24 protein-coding genes are annotated in these 21,859 nt (G+C 60.4%); 14 read left to right on the top strand and 10 right to left on the bottom strand.

The genetic code is table 11. The annotated features are described in order from the left end of the window. Window positions 1-17 precede the first annotated feature (17 nt). Complete coding sequence (locus ACZZ0B_RS13550) at window positions 18-398, top strand: DUF2784 domain-containing protein (RefSeq protein WP_158830856.1); 381 nt, start codon at window positions 18-20, stop codon at window positions 396-398. On the opposite strand, the gene ACZZ0B_RS13555 is transcribed toward ACZZ0B_RS13550, so the two are convergent. Then, window positions 395-922 carry a DUF3087 domain-containing protein gene (locus ACZZ0B_RS13555; protein WP_463545452.1) on the bottom strand — a complete coding sequence of 176 codons (528 nt, stop codon included), beginning with the start codon at window positions 920-922 and terminating at the stop codon, window positions 395-397. The two genes, ACZZ0B_RS13550 and ACZZ0B_RS13555, sit on opposite strands and share 4 nt — an antisense overlap. Before the next feature lie 223 nt (window positions 923-1,145). On the opposite strand from ACZZ0B_RS13555, the gene ppnN reads away from it, so the two are divergent. Continuing rightward, on the top strand, window positions 1,146-2,519 hold the full coding sequence (gene ppnN, locus ACZZ0B_RS13560; RefSeq protein ID WP_105704980.1) for a nucleotide 5'-monophosphate nucleosidase PpnN: 1,374 nt from the start codon (window positions 1,146-1,148) through the stop codon (window positions 2,517-2,519). Between the two features lie 217 nt (window positions 2,520-2,736). Next, window positions 2,737-3,471, top strand: coding sequence for a substrate-binding periplasmic protein (locus tag ACZZ0B_RS13565; protein WP_463545453.1), 735 nt, complete (start codon window positions 2,737-2,739; stop codon window positions 3,469-3,471). 260 nt (window positions 3,472-3,731) lie between these two features. Here ACZZ0B_RS13565 and ACZZ0B_RS13570 read toward each other — a convergent pair whose 3' ends face one another. Both ACZZ0B_RS13570 and ACZZ0B_RS13575 read right to left on the bottom strand, forming a co-directional pair. Then, entirely contained in the window at window positions 3,732-5,126 is a 1,395-nt protein-coding gene (locus ACZZ0B_RS13570; protein WP_463545454.1) for an FAD/NAD(P)-binding protein, read from the bottom strand. Beyond that, on the bottom strand, window positions 5,127-5,690 hold the full coding sequence (locus ACZZ0B_RS13575; RefSeq protein ID WP_440095051.1) for a helix-turn-helix domain-containing protein: 564 nt from the start codon (window positions 5,688-5,690) through the stop codon (window positions 5,127-5,129). Window positions 5,691-5,775: 85 nt separating this feature from the next. On the opposite strand from ACZZ0B_RS13575, the gene ACZZ0B_RS13580 reads away from it, so the two are divergent. The 7 genes from ACZZ0B_RS13580 (at window position 5,776) to ACZZ0B_RS13610 (ending at window position 12,989) form a co-directional block, all read left to right on the top strand. Beyond that, entirely contained in the window at window positions 5,776-6,714 is a 939-nt protein-coding gene (locus ACZZ0B_RS13580; protein WP_008085851.1) for a DMT family transporter, read from the top strand. Between the two features lie 217 nt (window positions 6,715-6,931). After that, window positions 6,932-9,850 (top strand): monovalent cation/H+ antiporter subunit A, encoded by a 2,919-nt coding sequence (locus tag ACZZ0B_RS13585; RefSeq protein WP_463545455.1) that lies wholly within the window; start codon window positions 6,932-6,934, stop codon window positions 9,848-9,850. After that, entirely contained in the window at window positions 9,850-10,194 is a 345-nt protein-coding gene (locus ACZZ0B_RS13590) for a Na+/H+ antiporter subunit C (RefSeq protein ID WP_008085854.1), read from the top strand. Before ACZZ0B_RS13585 ends, ACZZ0B_RS13590 begins: the two co-directional genes overlap by 1 nt. Further along, entirely contained in the window at window positions 10,191-11,870 is a 1,680-nt protein-coding gene (locus ACZZ0B_RS13595) for a monovalent cation/H+ antiporter subunit D (protein WP_463545456.1), read from the top strand. The genes ACZZ0B_RS13590 and ACZZ0B_RS13595 overlap by 4 nt, the downstream gene beginning before the upstream one ends. Continuing rightward, complete coding sequence (locus ACZZ0B_RS13600; protein WP_008085858.1) at window positions 11,867-12,355, top strand: Na+/H+ antiporter subunit E; 489 nt, start codon at window positions 11,867-11,869, stop codon at window positions 12,353-12,355. Before ACZZ0B_RS13595 ends, ACZZ0B_RS13600 begins: the two co-directional genes overlap by 4 nt. Further along, on the top strand, window positions 12,352-12,630 hold the full coding sequence (locus ACZZ0B_RS13605) for a K+/H+ antiporter subunit F (RefSeq protein ID WP_463545457.1): 279 nt from the start codon (window positions 12,352-12,354) through the stop codon (window positions 12,628-12,630). Before ACZZ0B_RS13600 ends, ACZZ0B_RS13605 begins: the two co-directional genes overlap by 4 nt. Beyond that, window positions 12,627-12,989, top strand: a complete 363-nt coding sequence (locus ACZZ0B_RS13610) for a Na+/H+ antiporter subunit G (RefSeq protein WP_008085860.1) — start codon at window positions 12,627-12,629, stop codon at window positions 12,987-12,989. The genes ACZZ0B_RS13605 and ACZZ0B_RS13610 overlap by 4 nt, the downstream gene beginning before the upstream one ends. 83 nt (window positions 12,990-13,072) lie before the next feature. On the opposite strand, the gene ACZZ0B_RS13615 is transcribed toward ACZZ0B_RS13610, so the two are convergent. Then, on the bottom strand, window positions 13,073-13,513 hold the full coding sequence (locus ACZZ0B_RS13615; RefSeq protein ID WP_463545458.1) for a DUF3995 domain-containing protein: 441 nt from the start codon (window positions 13,511-13,513) through the stop codon (window positions 13,073-13,075). Window positions 13,514-13,607: 94 nt separating this feature from the next. On the opposite strand from ACZZ0B_RS13615, the gene ACZZ0B_RS13620 reads away from it, so the two are divergent. Then, window positions 13,608-13,997, top strand: coding sequence for a DUF2946 domain-containing protein (locus ACZZ0B_RS13620; RefSeq protein WP_463545459.1), 390 nt, complete (start codon window positions 13,608-13,610; stop codon window positions 13,995-13,997). Between the two features lie 92 nt (window positions 13,998-14,089). Beyond that, complete coding sequence (locus ACZZ0B_RS13625; protein ID WP_463545460.1) at window positions 14,090-16,222, top strand: TonB-dependent receptor; 2,133 nt, start codon at window positions 14,090-14,092, stop codon at window positions 16,220-16,222. Window positions 16,223-16,328: 106 nt separating this feature from the next. Here ACZZ0B_RS13625 and ACZZ0B_RS13630 read toward each other — a convergent pair whose 3' ends face one another. The 3 genes from ACZZ0B_RS13630 to ACZZ0B_RS13640 all read right to left on the bottom strand — a co-directional run bounded on the left by ACZZ0B_RS13630 (window position 16,329) and on the right by ACZZ0B_RS13640 (window position 18,113). Beyond that, window positions 16,329-17,342, bottom strand: coding sequence for an ABC transporter substrate-binding protein (locus tag ACZZ0B_RS13630; protein WP_440095043.1), 1,014 nt, complete (start codon window positions 17,340-17,342; stop codon window positions 16,329-16,331). A gap of 127 nt (window positions 17,343-17,469) precedes the next feature. Then, window positions 17,470-17,667, bottom strand: a complete 198-nt coding sequence (locus ACZZ0B_RS13635; RefSeq protein WP_463545461.1) for a hypothetical protein — start codon at window positions 17,665-17,667, stop codon at window positions 17,470-17,472. Beyond that, window positions 17,664-18,113: a hypothetical protein gene (locus tag ACZZ0B_RS13640; protein ID WP_177323325.1), complete on the bottom strand. Its 450-nt coding sequence runs from the start codon at window positions 18,111-18,113 to the stop codon at window positions 17,664-17,666. The genes ACZZ0B_RS13635 and ACZZ0B_RS13640 overlap by 4 nt, the downstream gene beginning before the upstream one ends. A gap of 479 nt (window positions 18,114-18,592) precedes the next feature. On the opposite strand from ACZZ0B_RS13640, the gene ACZZ0B_RS13645 reads away from it, so the two are divergent. Together ACZZ0B_RS13645 and ACZZ0B_RS13650 are read left to right on the top strand one after the other, a co-directional pair. Further along, window positions 18,593-18,814: a hypothetical protein gene (locus ACZZ0B_RS13645; RefSeq protein WP_256677687.1), complete on the top strand. Its 222-nt coding sequence runs from the start codon at window positions 18,593-18,595 to the stop codon at window positions 18,812-18,814. 48 nt (window positions 18,815-18,862) lie between these two features. Beyond that, window positions 18,863-19,099, top strand: a complete 237-nt coding sequence (locus ACZZ0B_RS13650; protein ID WP_463545462.1) for a DUF2789 family protein — start codon at window positions 18,863-18,865, stop codon at window positions 19,097-19,099. A 6-nt stretch (window positions 19,100-19,105) separates the two neighbouring features. On the opposite strand, the gene ACZZ0B_RS13655 is transcribed toward ACZZ0B_RS13650, so the two are convergent. The 3 genes from ACZZ0B_RS13655 to ACZZ0B_RS13665 all read right to left on the bottom strand — a co-directional run bounded on the left by ACZZ0B_RS13655 (window position 19,106) and on the right by ACZZ0B_RS13665 (window position 21,656). Then, a complete protein-coding gene (locus tag ACZZ0B_RS13655) occupies window positions 19,106-19,309 on the bottom strand; it encodes a hypothetical protein (protein WP_008084245.1) in 204 nt (67 codons plus the stop codon). Between the two features lie 113 nt (window positions 19,310-19,422). Continuing rightward, window positions 19,423-21,027: a methyl-accepting chemotaxis protein gene (locus tag ACZZ0B_RS13660; RefSeq protein ID WP_463545463.1), complete on the bottom strand. Its 1,605-nt coding sequence runs from the start codon at window positions 21,025-21,027 to the stop codon at window positions 19,423-19,425. Window positions 21,028-21,251: 224 nt separating this feature from the next. Continuing rightward, window positions 21,252-21,656 carry a TraR/DksA family transcriptional regulator gene (locus ACZZ0B_RS13665; RefSeq protein WP_008084239.1) on the bottom strand — a complete coding sequence of 135 codons (405 nt, stop codon included), beginning with the start codon at window positions 21,654-21,656 and terminating at the stop codon, window positions 21,252-21,254. Window positions 21,657-21,859 lie beyond the last annotated feature (203 nt).

The raw sequence follows: 21,859 nt of genomic DNA on the forward strand, positions 1-21,859 counted from the left end.
GACGTCAGGGAGACACCATGCTGTACCGAATCGCAGCCGACGGGCTGGTGCTGTTTCATTTGTGCTTTATTTTGTTCGTGCTGTTCGGCGGACTGCTGGTGCTCAAGTGGCCGCGTTTGATGTGGCTGCACTTACCCGCAGCCGCCTGGGGCGTGGCGGTCGAAGTGCTGCACCTGACCTGCCCGCTGACGTACTGGGAAAACCTCATGCGCCACGCCGCCGGGCAGACCGAATACGCCGGCGGCTTCATCGAGCATTACATCTGGCCGATCATCTACCCGGCCGGGCTTACTCCGCAGATTCAACTGGCGCTTGGCAGCGTGGTGCTGGCGGTCAATCTGCTGGTCTACGGTCGCCTGTTCCGCGCTTGGAAACTGCGCAGCAAGCAGGCGCTTTAACGCGAAGCCTGTTTGAGGTGTTCCAGCCACGCTGGATCCAGGCGCGTCTGTTCGGTATTGAGATCCAGCGCCTGCATCCGCTCCTTGTGCGCCTCGACTTCGCGCCACAGTTGCCCGTGATCACTGGAGTTGCCATCCAGTTCATGCATCTGCGTCAGCCCCAGATGGTAGAAACGCAGCACTTTCATGGCCGTCGGATCATTCTTCTCGACGGCTGCCGTCACCTGATGCATCACATTGGTGATGCTCATCAGGCTGCGCTTGAGCCGCCAGTTGTACACCGCCGGGGCCATCCAGGTCTGATGCCAGAAGCGCCCGCGCAGCAAACCCGCCGTCAGCAGAAACGCCACAAACACGCCGCCGACATTGAACCGCAGGTTATCGCCGCCAGGCTCGCCGAACAGCGCCACCGCGACGCTGGAAAACAACATCGCCAGCACCAGGAACAGCACGGCGATGATGATCGTGCTGCGGCGGGTCTGCTGGCGAAAGGTGGCGGCGTCCATCGGTTGAATCTCGAACATCACAAATGACTTCCTTGAGCGACAAAAGGGGCAATCAAAAAAACTCGTCGGCGCATTATCGCCTCCACGAGGGATTTAGCTATGCTGGGGCTCCTTTTCATCTTTTCAGCGTCCAACGGGGACATGGCGGTACAGCGCAGATCGTGCCATCTTCATTCATGGATACACACTATTCGGATGCCATCGCCTAGTCTTGAGATGACATCGTTTTAAGGATCATTGCATGACCCAACGACACGTAATCAATGCCTCGGTCAGCCCGAAAGGCAGCCTGGAAACCCTTTCTCAACGTGAAGTTCAGCAACTGAGCGAAGCCGGATCCGGCAGCACCTACACCCTCTTCCGCCAGTGCGCCCTGGCCATCCTCAACACCGGCGCCCATGTTGATAACGCCAAGACCATCCTCGAAGCCTACAAGGACTTCGAAATCCGCATTCACCAACAGGATCGTGGCGTACGCCTGGAGCTGTTGAACGCTCCGGCCGATGCCTTCGTCGACGGCGAAATGATCGCCAGCACCCGTGAAATGCTCTTCAGCGCCCTGCGCGACATTGTCTACACCGAAAACGAACTCGACAGCCAGCGCATCGACCTGACCACCTCGCAAGGCATCAGCGACTATGTCTTCCACCTGCTGCGCAACGCACGCACCCTGCGTCCGGGCGTCGAGCCGAAGATCGTCGTGTGCTGGGGCGGCCACTCGATCAACACCGAAGAATACAAATACACCAAGAAAGTCGGCCACGAACTGGGCCTGCGCAGCCTCGACATCTGCACCGGCTGCGGCCCCGGCGTGATGAAAGGCCCGATGAAAGGCGCGACCATCGCCCACGCCAAACAGCGTATTCATGGCGGCCGCTACCTCGGCTTGACCGAGCCGGGCATCATCGCCGCCGAAGCGCCAAACCCGATCGTCAACGAGCTGGTGATTCTGCCGGACATCGAGAAACGTCTGGAAGCCTTCGTGCGCGTTGGCCACGGCATCATCATCTTCCCGGGCGGTGCCGGTACCGCTGAAGAATTCCTTTATCTGCTCGGCATCCTGATGCACCCGGACAACGCCGGCCTGCCGTTCCCGGTCATTCTCACCGGGCCGAAACACGCTGCGCCGTATCTGGAGCAGCTCGACGCCTTCGTCACCGCCACCCTCGGTGAAGCCGCCAAGCAGCACTACGAGATCATCATCGACGACCCGGCCGAAGTGGCGCGGCAGATGACTCAAGGCCTGAAAGCGGTGAAGCAGTTCCGTCGCGAGCGCAACGACGCGTTCCACTTCAACTGGCTCCTGAAGATCGACGAAGGCTTCCAGCGTCCGTTCGATCCGACCCACGAAAACATGGCCAACCTCAAGCTGCACCGCGACCAGCCACCGCATGAACTCGCGGCGAATCTGCGTCGGGCGTTTTCAGGAATCGTTGCCGGCAACGTCAAGGACAAGGGCATTCGTTTGATCGAAGAACACGGGCCGTATCAGATTCGTGGCGACGCAGCGATCATGCAGCCGCTGGATGCACTGCTCAAAGCCTTCGTCGCCCAGCACCGGATGAAGCTGCCGGGCGGCGCGGCGTACGTGCCGTGCTACCGAGTCGTGGCATAACCCCCTGCAGGAGCGAGCCTGCTCGCGATAGCGGTCTGTCAATCAGCATCAATGTTGATTGATTCGCCGCCATCGTGAGCAGGCTCACTCCTACAGTTCGCATCCATACCACCTAACCGATCCGTCCTGTTTTCTGACACAAAAGCCCCGCAGATTCCTCACGACAGCCACCCTCGGCCCGTAATAAGCTGCGCGATTGTTTTTTCAGGGACGTTTCATGAAACGGATTGCCGCGTGTCTGCTCTCGTTGTTGGCCCTCACGGCCAACGCGGCGGATCTGCAACTGCTCAGCGACAACCACCCGCCCCTGCATTTCCTGCAAGGTGATCAACTGGTCGGCTACGGCGTCGACGTGGTCCGTGCGCTGGCCGAGCAAACCGGTGATCAGATCCACCTGCAACAAGTGCCGTTGCTGCGCGCGCTGCATCTGGCCAGTGAGCATCCGGACACCGGTGTGTTCACCGTGTTGCGCACCGATGAGCGCGACAATCGCTATCAGTGGGTCGGGCCGTTGATTGAAGTGGAAACTGCCCTGTACGCCCAGGACAACCAACACCCGCCGGTGCACGATTTGCGCGAAGCCGATGCGATCGGCCGCATCACCGTGCCGCGCAAATGGCTGGCCTACAGTTTTCTGCAACAGCAAAACCTGAACAATCTCTACGGCGTGGAAACACCCGAGCAGATGATGCGTCTGTTCAGTCTTGGCCGAACCGACTTCGTGGTCTCCGACACCTTGTCGATCGCCTCACTGGCGCGCGGCCAAGGCATGGAACCCGGGCGCTTGCAGTATCAGATCCCGCTGATGAAACAGGACACCTACATCGCCTTCTCGCTGCAAACCGATCCGCACCAGGTCGCCCGCTGGCAACGCGCCCTGAACAAATTGCGCGCCAATGGTCGGCTGGAACAGCTGCGTCAGCGCTGGCTGGTAGGTGCACTGCCAAGATAGCTACTGGCTCAAAAGGCCCCATCGCTGGCAAGCCAGCGCCCACAGGGATTCAGGGGGCTCAAGATTAATGGCTACACACAATCCCTTGTAGGAGTGAGCCTGCTCGCGATCGCGGTGTATCAGCCTGGATGAATGGGGCTGACACACCGCTATCGCGAGCAGGCTCACTCCTACAGGGATTTGGTTGAATGAAGACTTTGTGGCGGCAGCAGAAACCTGTGGGAGCTGGTTTGCCAGCGATGGGGCCAATTCAGGCAGCCTCAAACCACAAGACGCGCCGCCAGTGCCTTCGCCTGCAACGCAACATCGGTCACCGCCGTACTCTCCCACCACATCCCCCGCAACGGCGGCCCCATGGCGAACAACCGCTTGGCGGGCACCCCGTTCGCATCCAGCACCGCACCTTCAGCTGTCGCTGCAATCCCCAACGCCAACGGCCCCGGTTGCGCCAATCCGCGAGCCAGCAACTGTTGCGGCAACGGTCGTGCGACACGCCGCCAGTCGTACTCGATGCCACTGGAGTTGATCAACGCCGCGCCCTGCACGACGCACGTCTCGTGTTCGCCACGACGACGGATGCGGATGCTCACAGCAGCGTTCGAATCGGGCTCAAGGCCTTTGAACGAGGCTGCGTGAATACGCAACCGACCTTGGCTGTGCAACCGCTGCAGCAGTTCGGCGCTCAACGGCGGTGAGCGATGATAATGGCTCTCCCACCACGGCCGCACGTGACGTACGAATTGTCGACGCTGCTCGTCAGTCGCCTGACTCCACAATCGGGCAATGTGCACACGCACGGTGTCCAGGGGTGCTTGCCAATCGATGCCTTGGGCGATTGCGTCACGACACTGCCGACGTAATTCGCGCAGCAACTGTCGCGGCGAACGGAGGCTGTGATCTTCGCCCAGAAAATCCACCCAGGCCGGTGGTTGTCGACGTACATGGGGTAACAGGCCGTGCCGGGAAAACACCTCGATCGGCCCGCGATGCCCGGCCTGCTCCAGTGAGACGACAGCATCGACCATGGTCAGGCCGGAGCCGATGATCAGCACGGTCGATTGCGGATCGAGTTGGCGCATGGCCGCAACGTCCCACGGATCCAGCGCGGCCGCGTTAACACCACTGGATTCGGTCTGCGGGGTGCGAGCCGCAGGAAACATGCCTGTTGCAATGACCGCAAACCCGGCCCGCAATCGTTGCCCATCGCTCAAAGTCAGCTGCACGGCGTCGACATCCGCCTGCAGATCACCCACTTCCGCCCGCACATGCTCAACCGTCGAACCGTACGTCGCACCAATCGCCTGCGCTTCGGCCAAGCGCTGCTGTACATACACACCAAACAGCCCGCGCGGCGGGAACAGTTCACTGATCGGCACAGCCTGCTCGGCCGATTCCGGCCAGCCACCGGCGGCAATGTGCGCGGTCAGCCATTGCGTCAGGTCATCAGGGTTGTCCGGCTCGACACTCATCCGTGCCGCGTTGCCATTGAGCGTATGGCCCAACTCGACGGCGCTATAGGCCTCGCCACGCCCCAACTCGGTACGCGGCTCGACAATCACAATCGTGCGCTGGCCAGGCAGGCGCAGCAGTTGCACCGCCAGCATCGTGCCGCTGAGGCCCCCGCCAATGATCAGGATGTCTGCGTTCTGACTCATTCAAATCACCACATTACGAACGAACCGCGCCGCGACGTCGCCATCATTGCGATAGGTGTGCGGCTGATTGCTGGCGAACATGAAAAACTCGCCGGTGCCAATGTGCTGCGGCTGATCGCCGAGCATCAACGTCAAGCAACCTGCGAAGACATAAATCTGCTCGCTCCAACCCTCGGCATCCGGTTGCGAGGGATAGACTTCGCCCGGTTGCAGGCACCACTCCCACTGCTCGACTTCGCGGGTGGCGGTGGCTTTCGACAGCAGCACCGCTTTGCTGCCCGGAATGGTACCCGCCCACGCCAGCTCATTGATCCGGCTCGGGTCGCGCGCCTCCGGGGCCTGGATCAAATCACTGAAGGCGACTTCCAGCGCAGCGGCAACGCGATCGAGCGTGGTCAGGCTGACATTTTTCTCACCGGCCTCGATCGCCACCAGCATCCGCCGACTGACGCCGGACTTTTCCGCGAGCACGGTCTGACTCATGTCCGCCGCATGGCGCAGGCGCCGAACGTTCTGACTGACGTGCTGAAGGACGGACATTCTTGGGCTGGAATCTTTGGGCACTATATTGCTCACTCGGTGGGGTTGGGCAGTATACTGCGCAACGTTGGGCGCATTGTGCGTCCTGCCTTTTACAGTGCGCAAGGTCATGACGTCGGTGAACAACTCCCCCACCTCCCTCCGTTTCTCGAAATTCAGCAAAGCCGAATGCGTGCTGGTACTGATCACCATGATCTGGGGCGGCACCTTTTTGCTGGTTCAGCACGCGATGACCGTCAGCGGACCAATGTTCTTCGTCGGCCTGCGCTTTGCCGCAGCGGCATGCATCGTCGCGCTGTTCTCCTGGCGTCACCTGCGCGACCTGACCCTGTTCGAACTCAAGGCCGGTGCCTTTATCGGTGTGGCGATCATGCTCGGTTACGGCTTGCAGACGGTTGGATTGCAGACGATCCCCAGCAGCCAATCGGCATTTATTACCGCGCTTTACGTGCCGTTTGTGCCGCTGCTGCAATGGTTGGTGCTTGGCCGGCGCCCGGGGTTGATGCCGAGCATCGGCATCATGTTGGCGTTTACCGGTTTGATGCTGCTGTCGGGGCCATCGGGCGCCGCGCTGAATTTCAGCCCCGGTGAAATTGCCACGCTGATCAGCGCCATCGCGATTGCGGCGGAAATTATTCTGATCAGCACCTACGCCGGCCAGGTCGATGTACGCCGGGTGACTGTTGTGCAACTGGCGACGACGTCAGTGTTGTCGTTTTTGCTGGTGGTGCCGACCGGTGAATTGATTCCGGACTTTTCCTGGACGTTGCTGGTGACTGCGCTGGGGCTGGGCGCGGCGAGTGCGGCGATTCAGGTGGCGATGAATTGGGCGCAGAAGAGTGTTTCGCCGACTCGGGCGACGTTGATCTATGCCGGTGAGCCGGTGTGGGCCGGGATTGTCGGGCGGATTGCGGGGGAGCGGCTGCCGGCGATTGCGCTGGTCGGGGCCGGGTTGATTGTCGCGGCAGTGATTGTCAGTGAGTTGAAGACCAAGGGTAAGGTTGTTGCTGAAGTCGATGAAGAGTTGGAGGGTGAAAGCAGCAACTGAAAGCACGATCAAAAGATCGCAGCCTGCGGCAGCGTCTACACGGGATTAATGTAGGAGCTGCCGCAGGCTGCGATCTTTTCGGCCTCCACGAACTCCTCGAAACAATGCCAAACATAAACATTCGGACTACTTTGTAGGATTCTGAGACATCCTGGCGTTTGGTGATCGGGGAACTGGCACGTATGATGCTTCACAAACTTCCGCAGATTAGAAGCCTATGTCCCTGATAGTTCTACTGCTTCTGCCATTCATTGGCAGCTGTCTGGCAGCGGTGCTGCCACACAACGCGCGTAATACCGAATCCCTGCTGGCGGGTCTGGTCGCTTTGATCGGCACCGTCCAGGTTGCGTTGTTGTACCCGCAAATCGCCCATGGCGGCGTCATCCGCGAAGAGTTCATGTGGCTGCCCAGCCTCGGTCTGAACTTTGTCCTGCGCATGGACGGCTTTGCCTGGCTGTTCTCGATGCTGGTACTGGGCATCGGTACCCTCGTCTCTTTATACGCGCGTTATTACATGTCGCCGGATGACCCGGTGCCGCGTTTCTTCGCGTTTTTCCTGGCGTTCATGGGCGCCATGCTCGGCCTGGTGATTTCCGGCAACCTGATCCAGATCGTGTTTTTCTGGGAGCTGACCAGCCTCTTCTCGTTTCTGTTGATTGGCTATTGGCACCACCGCGCCGATGCGCGTCGCGGCGCTTACATGGCGCTGATGGTCACCGGTGCGGGTGGGTTATGCCTGCTGGCGGGGGTCATGATTCTCGGCCATGTCGTTGGCAGCTATGACCTCGACAAGGTCCTGGCCGCCGGCGACATGATTCGCGCACACGCCCTCTACCCTATCCTGTTACCCCTCATCCTCATCGGCGCACTCAGCAAAAGTGCCCAATTCCCGTTTCACTTCTGGCTGCCCCACGCCATGGCGGCGCCCACGCCAGTCTCTGCGTATCTGCACTCGGCCACCATGGTCAAGGCCGGGGTTTTCCTGCTGGCGCGCCTGTGGCCGTCACTGTCCGGCAGTGAAGAATGGTTCTACATCGTCAGCGGTGCCGGCGCGTGTACGTTGTTGCTCGGCGCCTATTGCGCGATGTTCCAGAACGATCTCAAAGGATTACTGGCGTACTCGACCATCAGCCACCTCGGCCTGATCACCCTGTTGCTGGGCCTGAACAGCCCGCTGGCGGCCGTCGCAGCGGTGTTCCATATCCTCAATCACGCCACATTCAAAGCCTCGCTATTCATGGCGGCGGGCATCATTGACCATGAAAGCGGCACCCGTGACATCCGCAAACTCAGCGGCCTGATCAAACTGATTCCGTTCACCGCGACACTGGCCATGGTCGCCAGCGCCTCGATGGCCGGCGTGCCACTGCTCAACGGTTTCTTGTCGAAAGAGATGTTCTTCGCCGAAACCGTGTTCATCAATGCCACGGCGTGGGTCGAAGCGGCGTTGCCAATTGTCGCGACCATCGCCGGTACGTTCAGCGTCGCCTACTCGTTGCGCTTTACTGTCGACGTGTTCTTCGGCCCGCCGGCCACCGACCTGCCGCACACCCCGCACGAACCGCCGCGCTGGATGCGCGCGCCGGTCGAGCTGCTGGTGTTTACCTGCCTGCTGGTGGGGATTTTCCCGGCGCAGATCGTCGGCCCGCTGCTTGCTGCTGCTGCGTTGCCAGTGGTGGGCGGCACGTTGCCGGAATACAGCCTGGCGATCTGGCACGGCTTGAACGCGCCGATGATCATGAGCCTGATCGCCATGTCCGGCGGCATCGTCTTGTATCTGCTGTTGCGTAACCAATTCAAGCTCGGCCGTTTCAAATATCCGCCACTGGTGGGTCGCTTCAACGGCAAGCGCCTGTTCGAGCGCAGCCTGGTGGTGATGATGCGCATGGCCCGTCGCGTCGAGCGACGTCTGGGCACCAAGCGCCTGCAGATGCAATTGTTCCTGATGGTGCTGGCGGCAGTGCTCGCCGGCCTGATCCCGATGTTGCACAGCAGCCTGAGCTGGGGCGACCGGCCGAAGATTCCCGGTTCGATCGTCTTCGTGACCCTGTGGCTGCTGGCGATTGTCTGCGCCCTCGGCGCCGCATGGCAGGCCAAGTATCACCGTCTCGCCGCACTGACCATGGTCAGCGTCTGTGGCCTGATGACCTGCGTGACCTTCGTCTGGTTCTCCGCACCGGATCTGGCCCTGACGCAACTGGCGGTCGAAGTGGTGACCACGGTGCTGATCCTGCTCGGTCTGCGCTGGCTGCCACGGCGGATCGAAGAAGTCTCGCCATTGCCGAGCACCCTGCGCAAGGCGCGCATTCGTCGTCTGCGCGACTTGCTGCTGTCGATTGCCGTCGGTGGCGGCATGGCGCTGCTGTCCTACGCGATGCTCACGCGGCAGACGCCTAACGACATTTCTTCGTTCTACCTCAGCCGCGCCATGCCCGAGGGCGGTGGCAGCAACGTGGTCAACGTGATGCTGGTGGACTTCCGTGGCTTCGACACGCTCGGTGAAATCACCGTTCTGGTCGCGGTGGCGCTGACCGTGTTCGCCCTGCTGCGACGCTTCCGCCCGCCGAAAGAAAGCCTGCAACTGCCAGCCCAGCAGCGCCTGCTCGCGCCCGACGTGGTCACCGACCTGGTCAACCCGCGTTCGGCCAGCGACACCGCACTCGGCTTCATGATGGTGCCGGCGGTGCTGGTGCGCCTGCTGCTGCCGATTGCGCTGGTGGTGTCGTTCTATCTGTTCATGCGCGGGCACAACCAGCCGGGCGGCGGTTTCGTCGCCGGGCTGGTGATGTCGGTGGCGTTCATCCTGCAATACATGGTCGCCGGTACACAGTGGGTCGAAGCGCAAATGAGCCTGCGACCGCTGCGCTGGATGGGCACCGGGCTGCTGTTCGCCACGGCCACAGGCCTGGGCGCAATGCTGGTCGGTTATCCGTTCCTGACCACGCACACCTGGCATTTCAGCCTGCCGGTGCTGGGTGACATTCATGTCGCCAGCGCACTGTTCTTCGACATCGGCGTGTATGGCGTGGTGGTCGGTTCGACGCTGTTGATCCTCACCGCCCTCGCCCACCAATCGGTGCGGGGTCACAAGACTGCATCGCTGCCCAAGTCCGTCGCCAGCAAAGGAGCCGTCTGATGGAAGAAGTCATCGCAATCGCCATCGGCGTCCTCGCCGCCTCGGGCGTCTGGCTGATCCTGCGGCCACGGACCTTTCAGGTGGTCATGGGCCTGTGCCTGCTGTCGTACGCGGTCAACCTGTTCATCTTCAGCATGGGCAGCCTGTTTATCGGCAAGGAACCGGTGATCAAGGACGGCGTCACGCAAGACTTGCTGCACTACACCGACCCGCTGCCGCAGGCACTGGTCCTCACCGCGATCGTCATCAGCTTCGCCATGACCGCATTGTTCCTCGTCGTTCTGCTCGCCTCGCGCGGTCTGACCGGCACTGACCACGTCGACGGCCGGGAGCCTAAAGAATGATGGCGATGACTCACCTGATCGCCGCACCGATTCTGCTGCCGCTGCTGACCGCCGCCATCATGCTGATGCTCGGCGAACGGCACCGGCCTCTGAAGGCGAAAATCAACCTGTTCTCCAGCCTGGTCGGCCTGTTCATCTCGGTGATGCTCCTGCAATGGACGCAAACCACCGGTGTGCCCGGCTCCATCGGCGTGTACCTGCCGGGCAACTGGCAGGCTCCGTTCGGCATCGTGCTGGTGGTCGATCGTTTGTCGGCACTGATGCTCGTGCTGACCGGGATCATCGGTGTCAGCGCCCTGCTCTTCGCGATGGCGCGCTGGGACGGTGCTGGTTCAAGTTTCCATGCGCTGTTCCAGATTCAGTTGATGGGGCTGTATGGCGCGTTCCTGACGGCGGACCTGTTCAACCTGTTCGTGTTCTTCGAAGTGTTGCTCGCTGCGTCCTATGGCCTGTTGCTGCATGGCTCGGGCCGGGCGCGGGTGTCGTCGGGGCTGCATTACATTTCGATCAACCTGCTCGCCTCGTCGCTGTTCCTGATCGGCGCGGCGCTGATCTACGGCGTCACCGGCACGCTGAACATGGCCGACCTCGCGCTGAAGATTCCGCTGGTGCCGGAAGCCGACCGAGGCCTGTTGCACGCGGGTGCGGCGATTCTGGCGGTAGCGTTCCTGGCCAAGGCTGGCATGTGGCCGCTGAACTTCTGGCTGGTGCCAGCCTATTCCTCGGCCAGTGCCCCGGTGGCGGCGATGTTCGCGATCATGACCAAGGTCGGCATCTACACCCTGCTGCGCCTGTGGACGCTGCTGTTCTCCGGGCAAGCCGGGGCGTCGGCATTCTTCGGCGGCGACTGGCTGATCTACGGCGGCATGGCGACCATGGCCTGTGCGGCGCTGGCGATTCTTGCCGCGCAACGGCTGGAACGCATGGCCAGCCTGAGCATTCTGGTGTCGGCCGGGATCCTGTTGTCGGCCATTGGCTTTGCCCAGCCGAACCTGATCGGCGCGGCGCTGTTCTATCTGGTCAGCTCGACGCTGGCACTGAGCGCACTGTTCCTGCTGGCCGAATTGATCGAACGTTCGCGCTCGGCCAATGAGATCCCGCTGGAAGACGAAAGCGAATTGCTGCCGCGCCCGCAGGAATCCCTGCAACCGCCCAAAGGCATCAACCTCGACGACGAGCAAAAAGCCGTGGTCGGCCAGGTCATCCCGTGGACCATGGCGTTTCTCGGCCTGAGCTTCATTGCCTGTGCGCTGTTGATCATCGGCATGCCGCCGCTGTCCGGCTTCATCGGCAAACTCAGCCTGATCGGTGCGTTACTCAATCCGCTGGGCCTGGGCACTGGCGCGCCGATTTCCACTGGCGCGTGGGCCTTGCTGGCGCTGTTGATTCTCTCCGGGCTGGCCTCGCTGATGGCGTTCTCGCGTCTCGGCATTCAGCGTTTCTGGACACCCGAGGAGCGCCCTTCGCCACTGCTGCGCAAACTTGAATGCGCACCGATCTTCCTGCTGCTGGGGCTGAGCATTGCCCTGACCTTCAAGGCAGAACCGCTGCTGCGCTACACCCAGGCCACCGCCGAGGCGCTGAACAATCCGCAGCAATACGTGATGGCGGTGCTCGGTACCTGCGCGGTACCGAGCCCGGCAAGCAAAGCCGCCATGCTCGAGGTGCAGCCATGAAGCGCGTGTTTCCTGCACCCTTGCTGTCGCTGGCGCTGTGGGCCTTGTGGCTGACGCTGAACCTGTCGATCAGCCCGGGCAACTTGCTCATCGGCGCAATACTCGGTTTTGCCGCGCCATTGATGATGCGCAAACTGCGCCCGAAACAAGTGCGCATCCGTCGTCCGGGGACGATCGTGCGACTGTTCTTGCTCGTTGGTCGTGACGTGGTGGTGTCCAATCTGATCGTCGCCTGGGGCGTGCTCAATGCCGGTCGCCGTCCACTGCGCTCACGCTTCGTCAAAGTGCCGCTCGACCTGCGCGACGCCCACGGTCTGGCGACACTGGCGATGATCTGCACCGTGGTGCCCGGCACGGTGTGGTCGGAGCTGGCGCTGGATCGCAGCATTTTGTTGCTGCACGTCTGGGATCTGGACGACGAAGCGCAGTTCATCGAGCACTTCAAGAGCACTTACGAGCGGCCGTTGATGGAGATTTTCGAATGAGCCCCTTACTGTCAAACGCGATCCTGCTGACGCTGTTCCTGTTTTCGCTGGCGATGGTATTGACGCTGGTGCGTCTGTTCAAAGGGCCGTCAGCGCAGGATCGGGTCCTGGCGCTGGACTACCTGTACATCGTCGCCATGCTGATGATGCTGACCCTGGGCATTCGTTATTCCAGCGATACTTACTTCGAAGCAGCGCTGTTGATTTCGCTGTTCGGCTTCGTCGGCTCATTTGCCCTGGCGAAATTCCTGCTGCGTGGCGAGGTGATCGAATGACCGCTGAATTGTCTTTGTGGGTGGAAATTCCGGTGGCGATCCTGCTGGTGCTCAGCGGCGTGTTTGCGCTGATCGGTGCGCTAGGTTTGTTGCGGATGAAGGATTATTTCCAACGCATGCACCCGCCAGCACTGGCTTCGACGCTGGGCGCCTGGTGCGTGGCATTGGCGTCGATCATCTGCTTCTCGGCACTGAAGTCCGGGCCGGTGGTACACGCCTGGCTGATTCCGATTTTGCTGGCGATCACCGTGCCGGTGACGACATTGCTGCTGGCGCGGGCGGCATTGTTCCGCAAGCGTATGGCTGGCGACGATGTGCCGGCCGAAGTCAGCAGCCGTCGCACCGAAAGCGGCAGTTGACCCGTAAAAGATCGCAGCCTTCGGCAGCTCCTACATTGATCCCTGTAGGAGCTGCCGAAGGCTGCGATCTTTTGATCCCGCTCTTACACCCAAGCCACCGCCAACAACCCTGATCCCAAGATCGCGCACAACGGCGAATACACCCACGTATCCAGCCGGGCAAATCGCGAACCCTTCACCTCTTTGAAAAACCCCACCAGATTCGAATCACCAATCGCCCGTGCAAACATCAACAGCGCAATCGCGCTGATCACCCACTGCAACGCTTTGTGACTGACCGCCGGCATTCCCCAGCCAACCCGCATACACACCAACGCTGCAATCGTTAGCAGCGCGGCAGCCACGACCAGCGTCAGCCAGCCCGACGGTTTGAACGCCGGTCGCACCGTTGCGACAAAACCGCGCACTGGCACCTGCGGCACCACCACTGCCGCCGCCCACTGCCCACCCAACGCCCAATACACATGCATCAAGGCGATCACTGCAAAAATTGTCACCAGCCATTGAGCCAACACAAAGGTCATGGTTGAAATCCTTGGAAAGGGATTTGAACAAATCATCCTAGTCGCATTTTTTTCAAGTGCACGACCGATCAGCGGTACGGTAAAGTGCCGCCCCATGAAATTCTCCCGAACCGATCGCTCACTGCTGGCCTGGATGCTTTATTGCTGCGTCCTGTTCAACGTGTTCGCGTGCAGCATCGGTCACGGACAAATGGTCGGCATGCAGCTCAACGGCATCGGCGGCCAATTCTGTACAGTCGACCCGGCCACTCAAGCGCCGTTGGCGTCCAATCCCAACGAAGAACAACTGCCGACCCTGTCCAAGGCATTCGGCTGCCCGCTGTGCTCGGTCGGTGGCGGCATGGGCCCGGCGTTCAACTCCAGCCTGACCCTGGCGATCCTCCCGGAACAGCACAGCCCGCCGCTGGCGCCCATCGTCAGCGCCGACCTTCCTGCCCGCTTCACCTGGCCCTCGGCCAACCCTCGCGCCCCGCCGCTCGCCTGAGTGTCCCTGCCTTTTTGATTTGTCAGCCCACTGCGCCAACGCGCGGCATTCGCCTGTGCGCTGACTCCTAGACAAGCATTCAGGATTCAATGATGAAACAACTCACTCTGCTGGCGAGCCTGTGCGGCTGCCTGTCCGTTAACGTCTGGGCGCAATCCACTGTGGATCTCGCGCCGATCACCATCGATGGCGAAGCCGCTAATGAGCCGGGCCTTGCCCTCGACCAGTCCAGCGGCATGGCCTCACGCCTCGGCTTGAGCGTGCGTGACACGCCGGCCTCGGTGGCCATCGCCAATCGCAACGACATCGAACGCCACGGCGCGCAGAATTTCCAGGACGCCGCCAACACCCTGCCCGGCGTCAACGCCAGCGCACCGCCGGGCTTCGGCGGTTTCGTCTCCTATCGCGGCTTCACCAGCAGCCAGATCACCCAGATGTTCAACGGCATCAACGTGTCCGGCGGCCTCGCCCGGCCGGTGGATGCGTGGATCTATGATCGGGTTGAACTGGTCGGCGGCCCCTCGTCGCTGATCAACGGCGCAGGTTCCGTGGGCGGCTCGCTCAACTACGTGACCAAACTTGCCTCCCGCCAGGAGCAGGCCATTGAAGGCCGCGTCAGCTACGGCACTTATGACACCACCGAAACCGCGTTCGGCCTCAACCACGCCCTGACCGACCCAAGCGCCGACGTGCAGCACTACGCGCGGCTCGACGTCAGCCACAACACCGGCAACGGCTACATCGACCGCCAGGAGCGCGATGCCTGGAGCGTGGCGTTCTCATTACTCAGCGACCTCACGCCCAACCTCTCGCACACCCTCGCCCTGGAATATCAGGACGAACACGAAGACAGCCCCTATTGGGGTACGCCGGTACTCAACCCCAAGGCCGGCGAGTTGAAGATCGACAAACACAATCGCTTCAACAACTACAACGTCGAGGACGGCCGTTACGAACAGCGGACGATCTGGGTGCGCTCGATCATCGACTACCGCATCAACGACAGCACCACACTGCGCAATACGCTGTACCACCTCGACAGCCAGCGCGATTACCGCAACCTCGAAACCTATCAGTACAACGCCGACAACACGGCGGTGAATCGCTCCACCGCCTATCAAGTGCGCCATCAGGGCGAGCAGAATGGCAACCAGTTCGAACTGCGCCACGACAACACGTTGCTTGGCCTCGATACGACCTGGTCGGGGGGCTTCGAGTACAAGGTCAACCAGACGACCAACTCACCGCTCAACATCAAAGGTGCGAGTACGGTCGATCCGGACAACTATCGTCCGGGGTATTTCTATGACATTCCTGGCACCAACCCCAAGCTGGTCAGCGACAAGACCAACGAGGTCACCACCCAAGCGTTGTTCGTGGAAAATCGCCTGGCGCTGACCGACAAACTGTCGCTGCTCACTGGCCTGCGTTACGACGACATCGACCTCGACGTAACCAACCACCGCGCCGTGACCGCGACCAATCCAAAACACCTCAAGCGCAGTTGGGAACCGCTGACCGGACGCGCCGGCCTGACCTACCAGTTCATTCCATCGGCCAACGTTTACGTGCAATACAGCACCGCCGCCGAGCAACCGAATGGCACACAGGACTTTGACGTCTCGACGGGCAAGCAGTGGGAAATCGGCAGCAAATTCGATTATCTGAATGGCCGTGGTTCGGCGACCGTTGCCGCTTACACGATTGAGCGAAAGGACTTCGCCGTGACCGACCCGCTGGACCCGACCAGCAGTATTCCAGTCGGCCAGCAGACCTCGAAAGGGATAGAGATCGCCAGCTCATTACGCCTTACAGACAAGCTGCTGGCGGAAGGCAATTTCGCCTGGGTCGACGCGCAGTACGACGATTTCACCGAGAAGAATGCCGCCGGCGTGGTGGTTTCACGCAAAGGGAATACGCCCACCAACGTGCCGGATCGGGTCGGCAATCTGTGGCTGACCTATGATTTTTCGCCGCAATGGCAAGGTGGGGTGGATGCGCGCTACGTGGCGTCGGTGTACGCCGACACCGCCAACACCATGACGGTGCCGTCGTATACATTGTTCGGCAGTTTCCTCAGCTACAAGGTCGACTCGCACACCACCGTGACCGGCCGGGTACGCAACCTGACTAATGAGGTGTACGCCGAGTTTGCGCATGTTTCGCCCGCGTATTACCTCGGCACCCCACGCACCTTCGAATTGGCCATACAAACCCGATTCTAAACCCCACCCTGTAGGAGCTGCCGAAGGCTGCGATCTTTTGATCTGTTTTTTTACAGACAGGATCAAAAGATCGCAGCCTGCGGCAGCTCCTACATGAAGCGGTGCGTTAGAGGTTGGTGGATACTTTTTCCGCGACATCCTTCGGCAACCACGCCTGCCACACGTCCGGGTGCGCCTTCATGAACGCGACCGCCGCGTCGCGCGGCGCGGTGTGTTTTTCGCTCATCTCGGCCAGCGCCTTGTTCAGCGGCTCGATCGGAAAGTCGACCTTGCTGAAGAACTCGGTGATCTGCGGATATTGCTTCTGAAACGGCGTCGACACGCCAATCGACAGCTTCGAGGCCAGCGAGCGCGTGGGTTTCGGATTGGGGTTGTCCGCGTCGGTCAGGGTCTTCCAGGCTTCGGCATCGAACGCGGGTTCTTCCAGCTGCACCAGTTTGAATTTGCCCAGCAGCGGCGTCGGCGACCAGTAGTAGAACAACACCGGTTTGCCGCGACGGATCGAAGAACTGATCTCCGCGTCCAGCGCCGCGCCGGAGCCACTGCGGAAATTGGTGAAGTCATCCTGCAGCCCATACGCGGTCAGCTTCTGTTTGTTGACCACTTCCGAGGTCCAGCCGATCGGGCTGTTGAGGAAACGCCCCTTGCTTGGGTTCTCCGGATCCTTGAACACATCCTTGTATTTTTTCAGATCACTGACACTGCGCAAGTCCGGCGCCAGCGCTTTGATGCCCTTGGCCGGGTCGCCCTTGATCACGTATTCCGGCACCCACCAGCCTTCGGTGGCGCCCTTGACCGTATCGCCGAGGCTGACCACTTTGCCTTCGGCTTCAGCCTTGACCCACACCGGACTGCGCCCCGCCCACTCTTCGCCAATCACCTGAATGTCGTTGTTGGCCAGTGCGGTTTCCAGCGTGATGGTAGTGCCGGGCAACGTGTCGGTCGGCAACCCGTAACCTTTCTCGACGATGATCCGCAGGACATCCGTGATCAGGCTGCCACTTTCCCAGTTCAGGTCGGCAAAATGGATCGGCGTCTCTGCCGCGACCACCGTTTGCGCTGACGTCAGCAAACCGAATGTGGCCACGCTCGCGGCCAACAACCGTCGAAATCCGTTCATGCATTGCACCTCGTGCTGTTCACAGCAATAGCAGGATGGCCTGACAGAAGACCGCAAGCCTCTGAATACTCAGTCAACTGACTGTAGCCGAGGTTCCTGCTTTTTCCGGGCCCGAACCCGGACGAGGTTACGAATCAGATTTTTCCTGCAAGCTTTGCAGCTCGCGTCTGACCATGCTGGCGTATTCCGCTGGACGCAACGTGTAGATCTGCGCCGCCACCCAATTCAACCACGCGCCTTGCAACTCGGCCTTCGCAGCGAACAATCGCTGGGCCTCCTCGCGCGCGGTGTCGATGTTTTGCGCATGGAAATCGGCGCGACTCACTCGCTGGCCTTGAAGGTCACCAATTCGCCCTTGCGCCACTTGGCGGCTTTGGCGGTGACGGCTTTGAGGGTCTTGGTCAGGCCTTCCTGCAACTGCGCATGAGCGGCAAACACGGTCACCACGCTATGGCCTTCCTTGAACAGAATCGCGCTGCCGTCAGCCGTCTCGACGAAGGCGTAATCGCCCAGGCCATACACCGTCAGTTTGATTTCGCGAAAACGGATATCCATCTTGCCGCCTTCACGGCTGGGCAGGACCGAGGCGCTGAAATGATCGCCAACCTTGAGCTTGAGCCCCGGTTTGTCATCGACCACCAACGCGCTTTCGGTGTCGATCTCGGCGACGTAAATGCCTTCGGGATTTTGCTCGGTGATGTAAACAAAACGCGACTGGAACAACTTGACCAGCTTTGCGCGCAAATCACCCAGCACGAACAAAGCATGCATATCGAGGTTACTGACTGCCAAAGAAACATCCCCACATCTGAAAAAACCGTCCACGGAAAACGCGCACGGCAAAAAAAACGGCCAGGCCGACGGTGCTGCCAAATGACTCAAATAAAAGCCCGAAGTGAGCAGAGTGCTCAATCGATCGCGAGGCTCGTAAGACTACTGGAATGTCACTCGCGAAACTTGCCCCGATGTCGCCAAACCTTGAAGGAAAAATCCTTACTGGCGGACAGAGAAAGCTGACTACGAACTTTAGGGAAAATTCTCACGAAAAAAAGCACTTTTCCGACATATCGCCCGTGAAAAATTGCTTTAGATAAGCCCTGTCGTCAACAGGTACTGGCGATTCTAGAGCAGCAATGCTCATTACGACTACCCGAAACGGCCGGTAAATAGCTGCCGACCGATGAAAAGGACTTCATATGTGCACTCTGACTCACTTTGCCTCAAAGCCTGACGCCACCAACCAATCACCGATGACGCTGCATATCAGCCCGCTCAAGAATCCGGCGGAGCCAGCCGAGCGCTCCAGAAACCCACGTTTTCTGGTGATCCCGGCTGGGACGGCGTTCTTTCATATCCAGGAAATCTCGACCGGCCGCGTAAGAGGTTTCCGCAAGGACCACAACGAAGCCTGCGCCCTCGCCCGCTCACTGGAGTCGAAAATCGAACTCCTGGCGAGTGGCTGCCTCAGATAAAGAGAATGATCGACCGTGCCATTTCGGCATCAACCCAAGGAGCACACGATGGAACTGCCAGCCTACGATCTGAAAACCCTGTTCGACCAACTGGGCCTGCCTTCCGAAGGCAATGCAATTGACGACTTCATCGAAGCGCATCCACTGGACGCCAACACCAAACTGATCGACGCCGACTTTTGGTCGCCGCAACAGGCGCAACTGCTCAAGGAATGGTTACGTGCCGACGGCGAAGAAGCGGTCGTGGTCGATGAGCTGAACGTGCGCCTGCACCCCGGCAAGTAAATCTGATCAGTGCAGGCTGTCACCGGCCTCGGCTTGCAATTGCGCGAGCCAGGCAGCCTTGCACTCTTCGGCCTCGTCGCGACTGGCAAACGCGGTACCGCGGCGCTCACCGTTGAGCAACACCACCCAGCAAACGCTTTGCCCCATCGCGCGCAAACCGGCGGGTACACCGCTGCCGATCATCACGGCAACATCAACTCTGCACTGCATGCAGACCTCCCGAAATCATTAGCAACCTAACTAAGTGGTCAGATTAATGCTTTCTGTCGAGAGGAAACAGCAACCGCCGTGCACAGATTCATTGCATCGGCGGTAACAATCGCTCAGCGCGCGCGTTCCGGCTTATAGCCCAGGCGCAAACCACCCCAATGCCGGCCCTTGATCATGATCGGCACCGACAGGTCATGCATCAGCTCACCGGTATCGCGCGTGTATGTTTGCAACAGCACCGGTTGTTGATGGCTGCCGCAACGAATCCCGGTGCGATCGGCGAACTTGCGCTTGGTGCGGTTGTTGACGGCATCAACCTGCGCATCGCCAGTCAGCGGCTGACTGAACAGCTGATTATGCGTCGGCACATAACCCTGCTGCGTGCAGGCGATGGCAAACACCAGGCCTTCGTGACGCGGCAACAAAGGCTCCTGAATCGCCGGCAGGATTTGATCGGTATAACGGTCGAAACGGGTTTGATACTTGGGTGGCTGGGTATTGCCGATCGCTTGATACTGGCGATCGAACAGATCTTCGAGGCTGATCCGCCCCTGCTCGACGTCCGCCTCGAAGCGCGCGGCAATCTGGCTCGCACCCTCGCGGGCCAAGTCGTAGATGCGCTGGTGATAGTCATCCAGACCGACTTCGGCCAGACGCTCGCTGATCGTTTCGGCCTGCCCTTCCATCTGCACGGCGGCGTCGGCGAGGCGTCGGGTCTGTTGATCGCTGATCGCCAAGTCGCTGCGCATCTGCTCGATCGCCTTGAACAGACTGTCGAGTTGTTCGCGGTTGGTCTCGGCGCCACGGGCAATCTCGCCCACCTGACCTTCCACCCCGGCGGCCAGTCGCGCGATGTTCTGCAGGTGCTGACCGGTGTGCTCGACCTGCTCGACACCGGTGTGCAGATCGCTGGACAGCTCGCGAATCTGCTCCACCACTTGCGCCGTGCGTTGCTGAATGTCGGCAACCATCTCACCGACCTCGCCCGTCGCCGCCGCCGTCCGCGCGGCCAGGCCACGCACCTCATCCGCGACCACGGCAAAACCACGCCCATGCTCACCAGCCCGCGCGGCTTCAATCGCCGCGTTCAGCGCCAGCAGGTTGGTCTGGCTGGCGATGGACTGAATCACCAGCGTCACCCGCTGAATGTCATCGCTGCGCACGCTCAAGGCTTCGATCAGTTCACGGCTGGCATTGGCGCGCTGGCTGAGCTGGTGCATCAGCGCAATCGAATCGACCAGTTCGCTACGCCCGGCCGCACTGCTGTGATGCGCCTCGCTGGCGGCTGCCAACGCTTCACGGCTGAGCTGCGAGGTGGCGTGTTCGGTGGCGATCATCGCCTCGGCGTTGCTGACGATCTGCGCCGCCGCATCGAGTTGCGATTCGAGTTTGCTGGCCAGTTCCTTGACCGAAAACGCCACGCCCGCCGCCGACAACGCGTTATGGCTGGTGGTGTAGGAAAGGTCGCGGGTCAGTTCAGACATTGCGCTGCCGGTGTCGGCAGGCGGTACAGCGGGGACGGCTCGGGAACGCAGGCGCGGCAGCCAGACAATCAGCACCGCTAACGGCATACCGAGGTAAAGCGACCACTCACCCAGCGTCATGCCGGCCAGCAACAACATCAGGGCGATGCTTTGCAGGGTCGGAGCGATCCAGCGGTTTTTCGGCAAAAGCACTGGTGCAGGCAGAGCCCCAACCAGAGATCCATCTCTCGTCATATCAACACCCCACGCTTGTTCTCATTGTTGTGACTGCATTAAACGCCACTACAACGCCATTATCCATGGTCCGTTAGTCGTGGGCTCTGCAGCAGGTCAATGAACCGCGTGGAAATATCACAGACGACAAAAAGCAAAGATCGCAGCCCCAACAACCCCTGTAGGAGTTGCCGAAGGCTGCGATCTTTTCCAGGCGCCCCTATTCAAGGGGTCACCCCACAGAATCAGGCCTGACGCTGGTGCTTGTCGATCTGCTCGTGACGCTCTTGAGCTTCGATGCAGTACTTGGTGGTCGGGCTGATCAGCAGGCGCTTCAGGCCAATGGCCTCGCCGCTGTCGTCGCACCAGCCAAAACTGTCTTCCTTGATGCGCTCAAGGGCTTGTTCCAGTTGCGGCAGCATGCGCTGGTCGCGATCGATCGCGTTGACCAGCCAAGTGCGCTCTTCTTCAACCGAAGCCGCGTCCGCCGGGTCAGCCGGGGTGTCCAGGCTTTCGATGGCGATACGATTTTGCTCAATGCGCTCATGGGTTTCGACTTTCATGTTCTGCAACAGCTCAGTGAAGAAAGCGTGTTGCTCGGAATTCATGTAGTCATCTGCCGGCATGGCCAGCAACTTGTCCTTTGTCATTGATATCTCTATAAAAAAACGTGCATTAAGGCGAAATAGGGAGCGTTCCGGCGAACCGTGTCCGGTCGACGAAAAGGCATCGTTTATTGCAAACGCCACCCGGCACTCAATTTACGAGGGGCGGCAGTCTAAGGCCCGTTTGAGGCCTCAGCAACTGTAAATACAGGGAATTTGTCCGACAAAGCCCGGAAACTGCTCTGACA

The sequence above is a fragment of the Pseudomonas sp. AC247 genome (genome assembly GCF_979258015.1).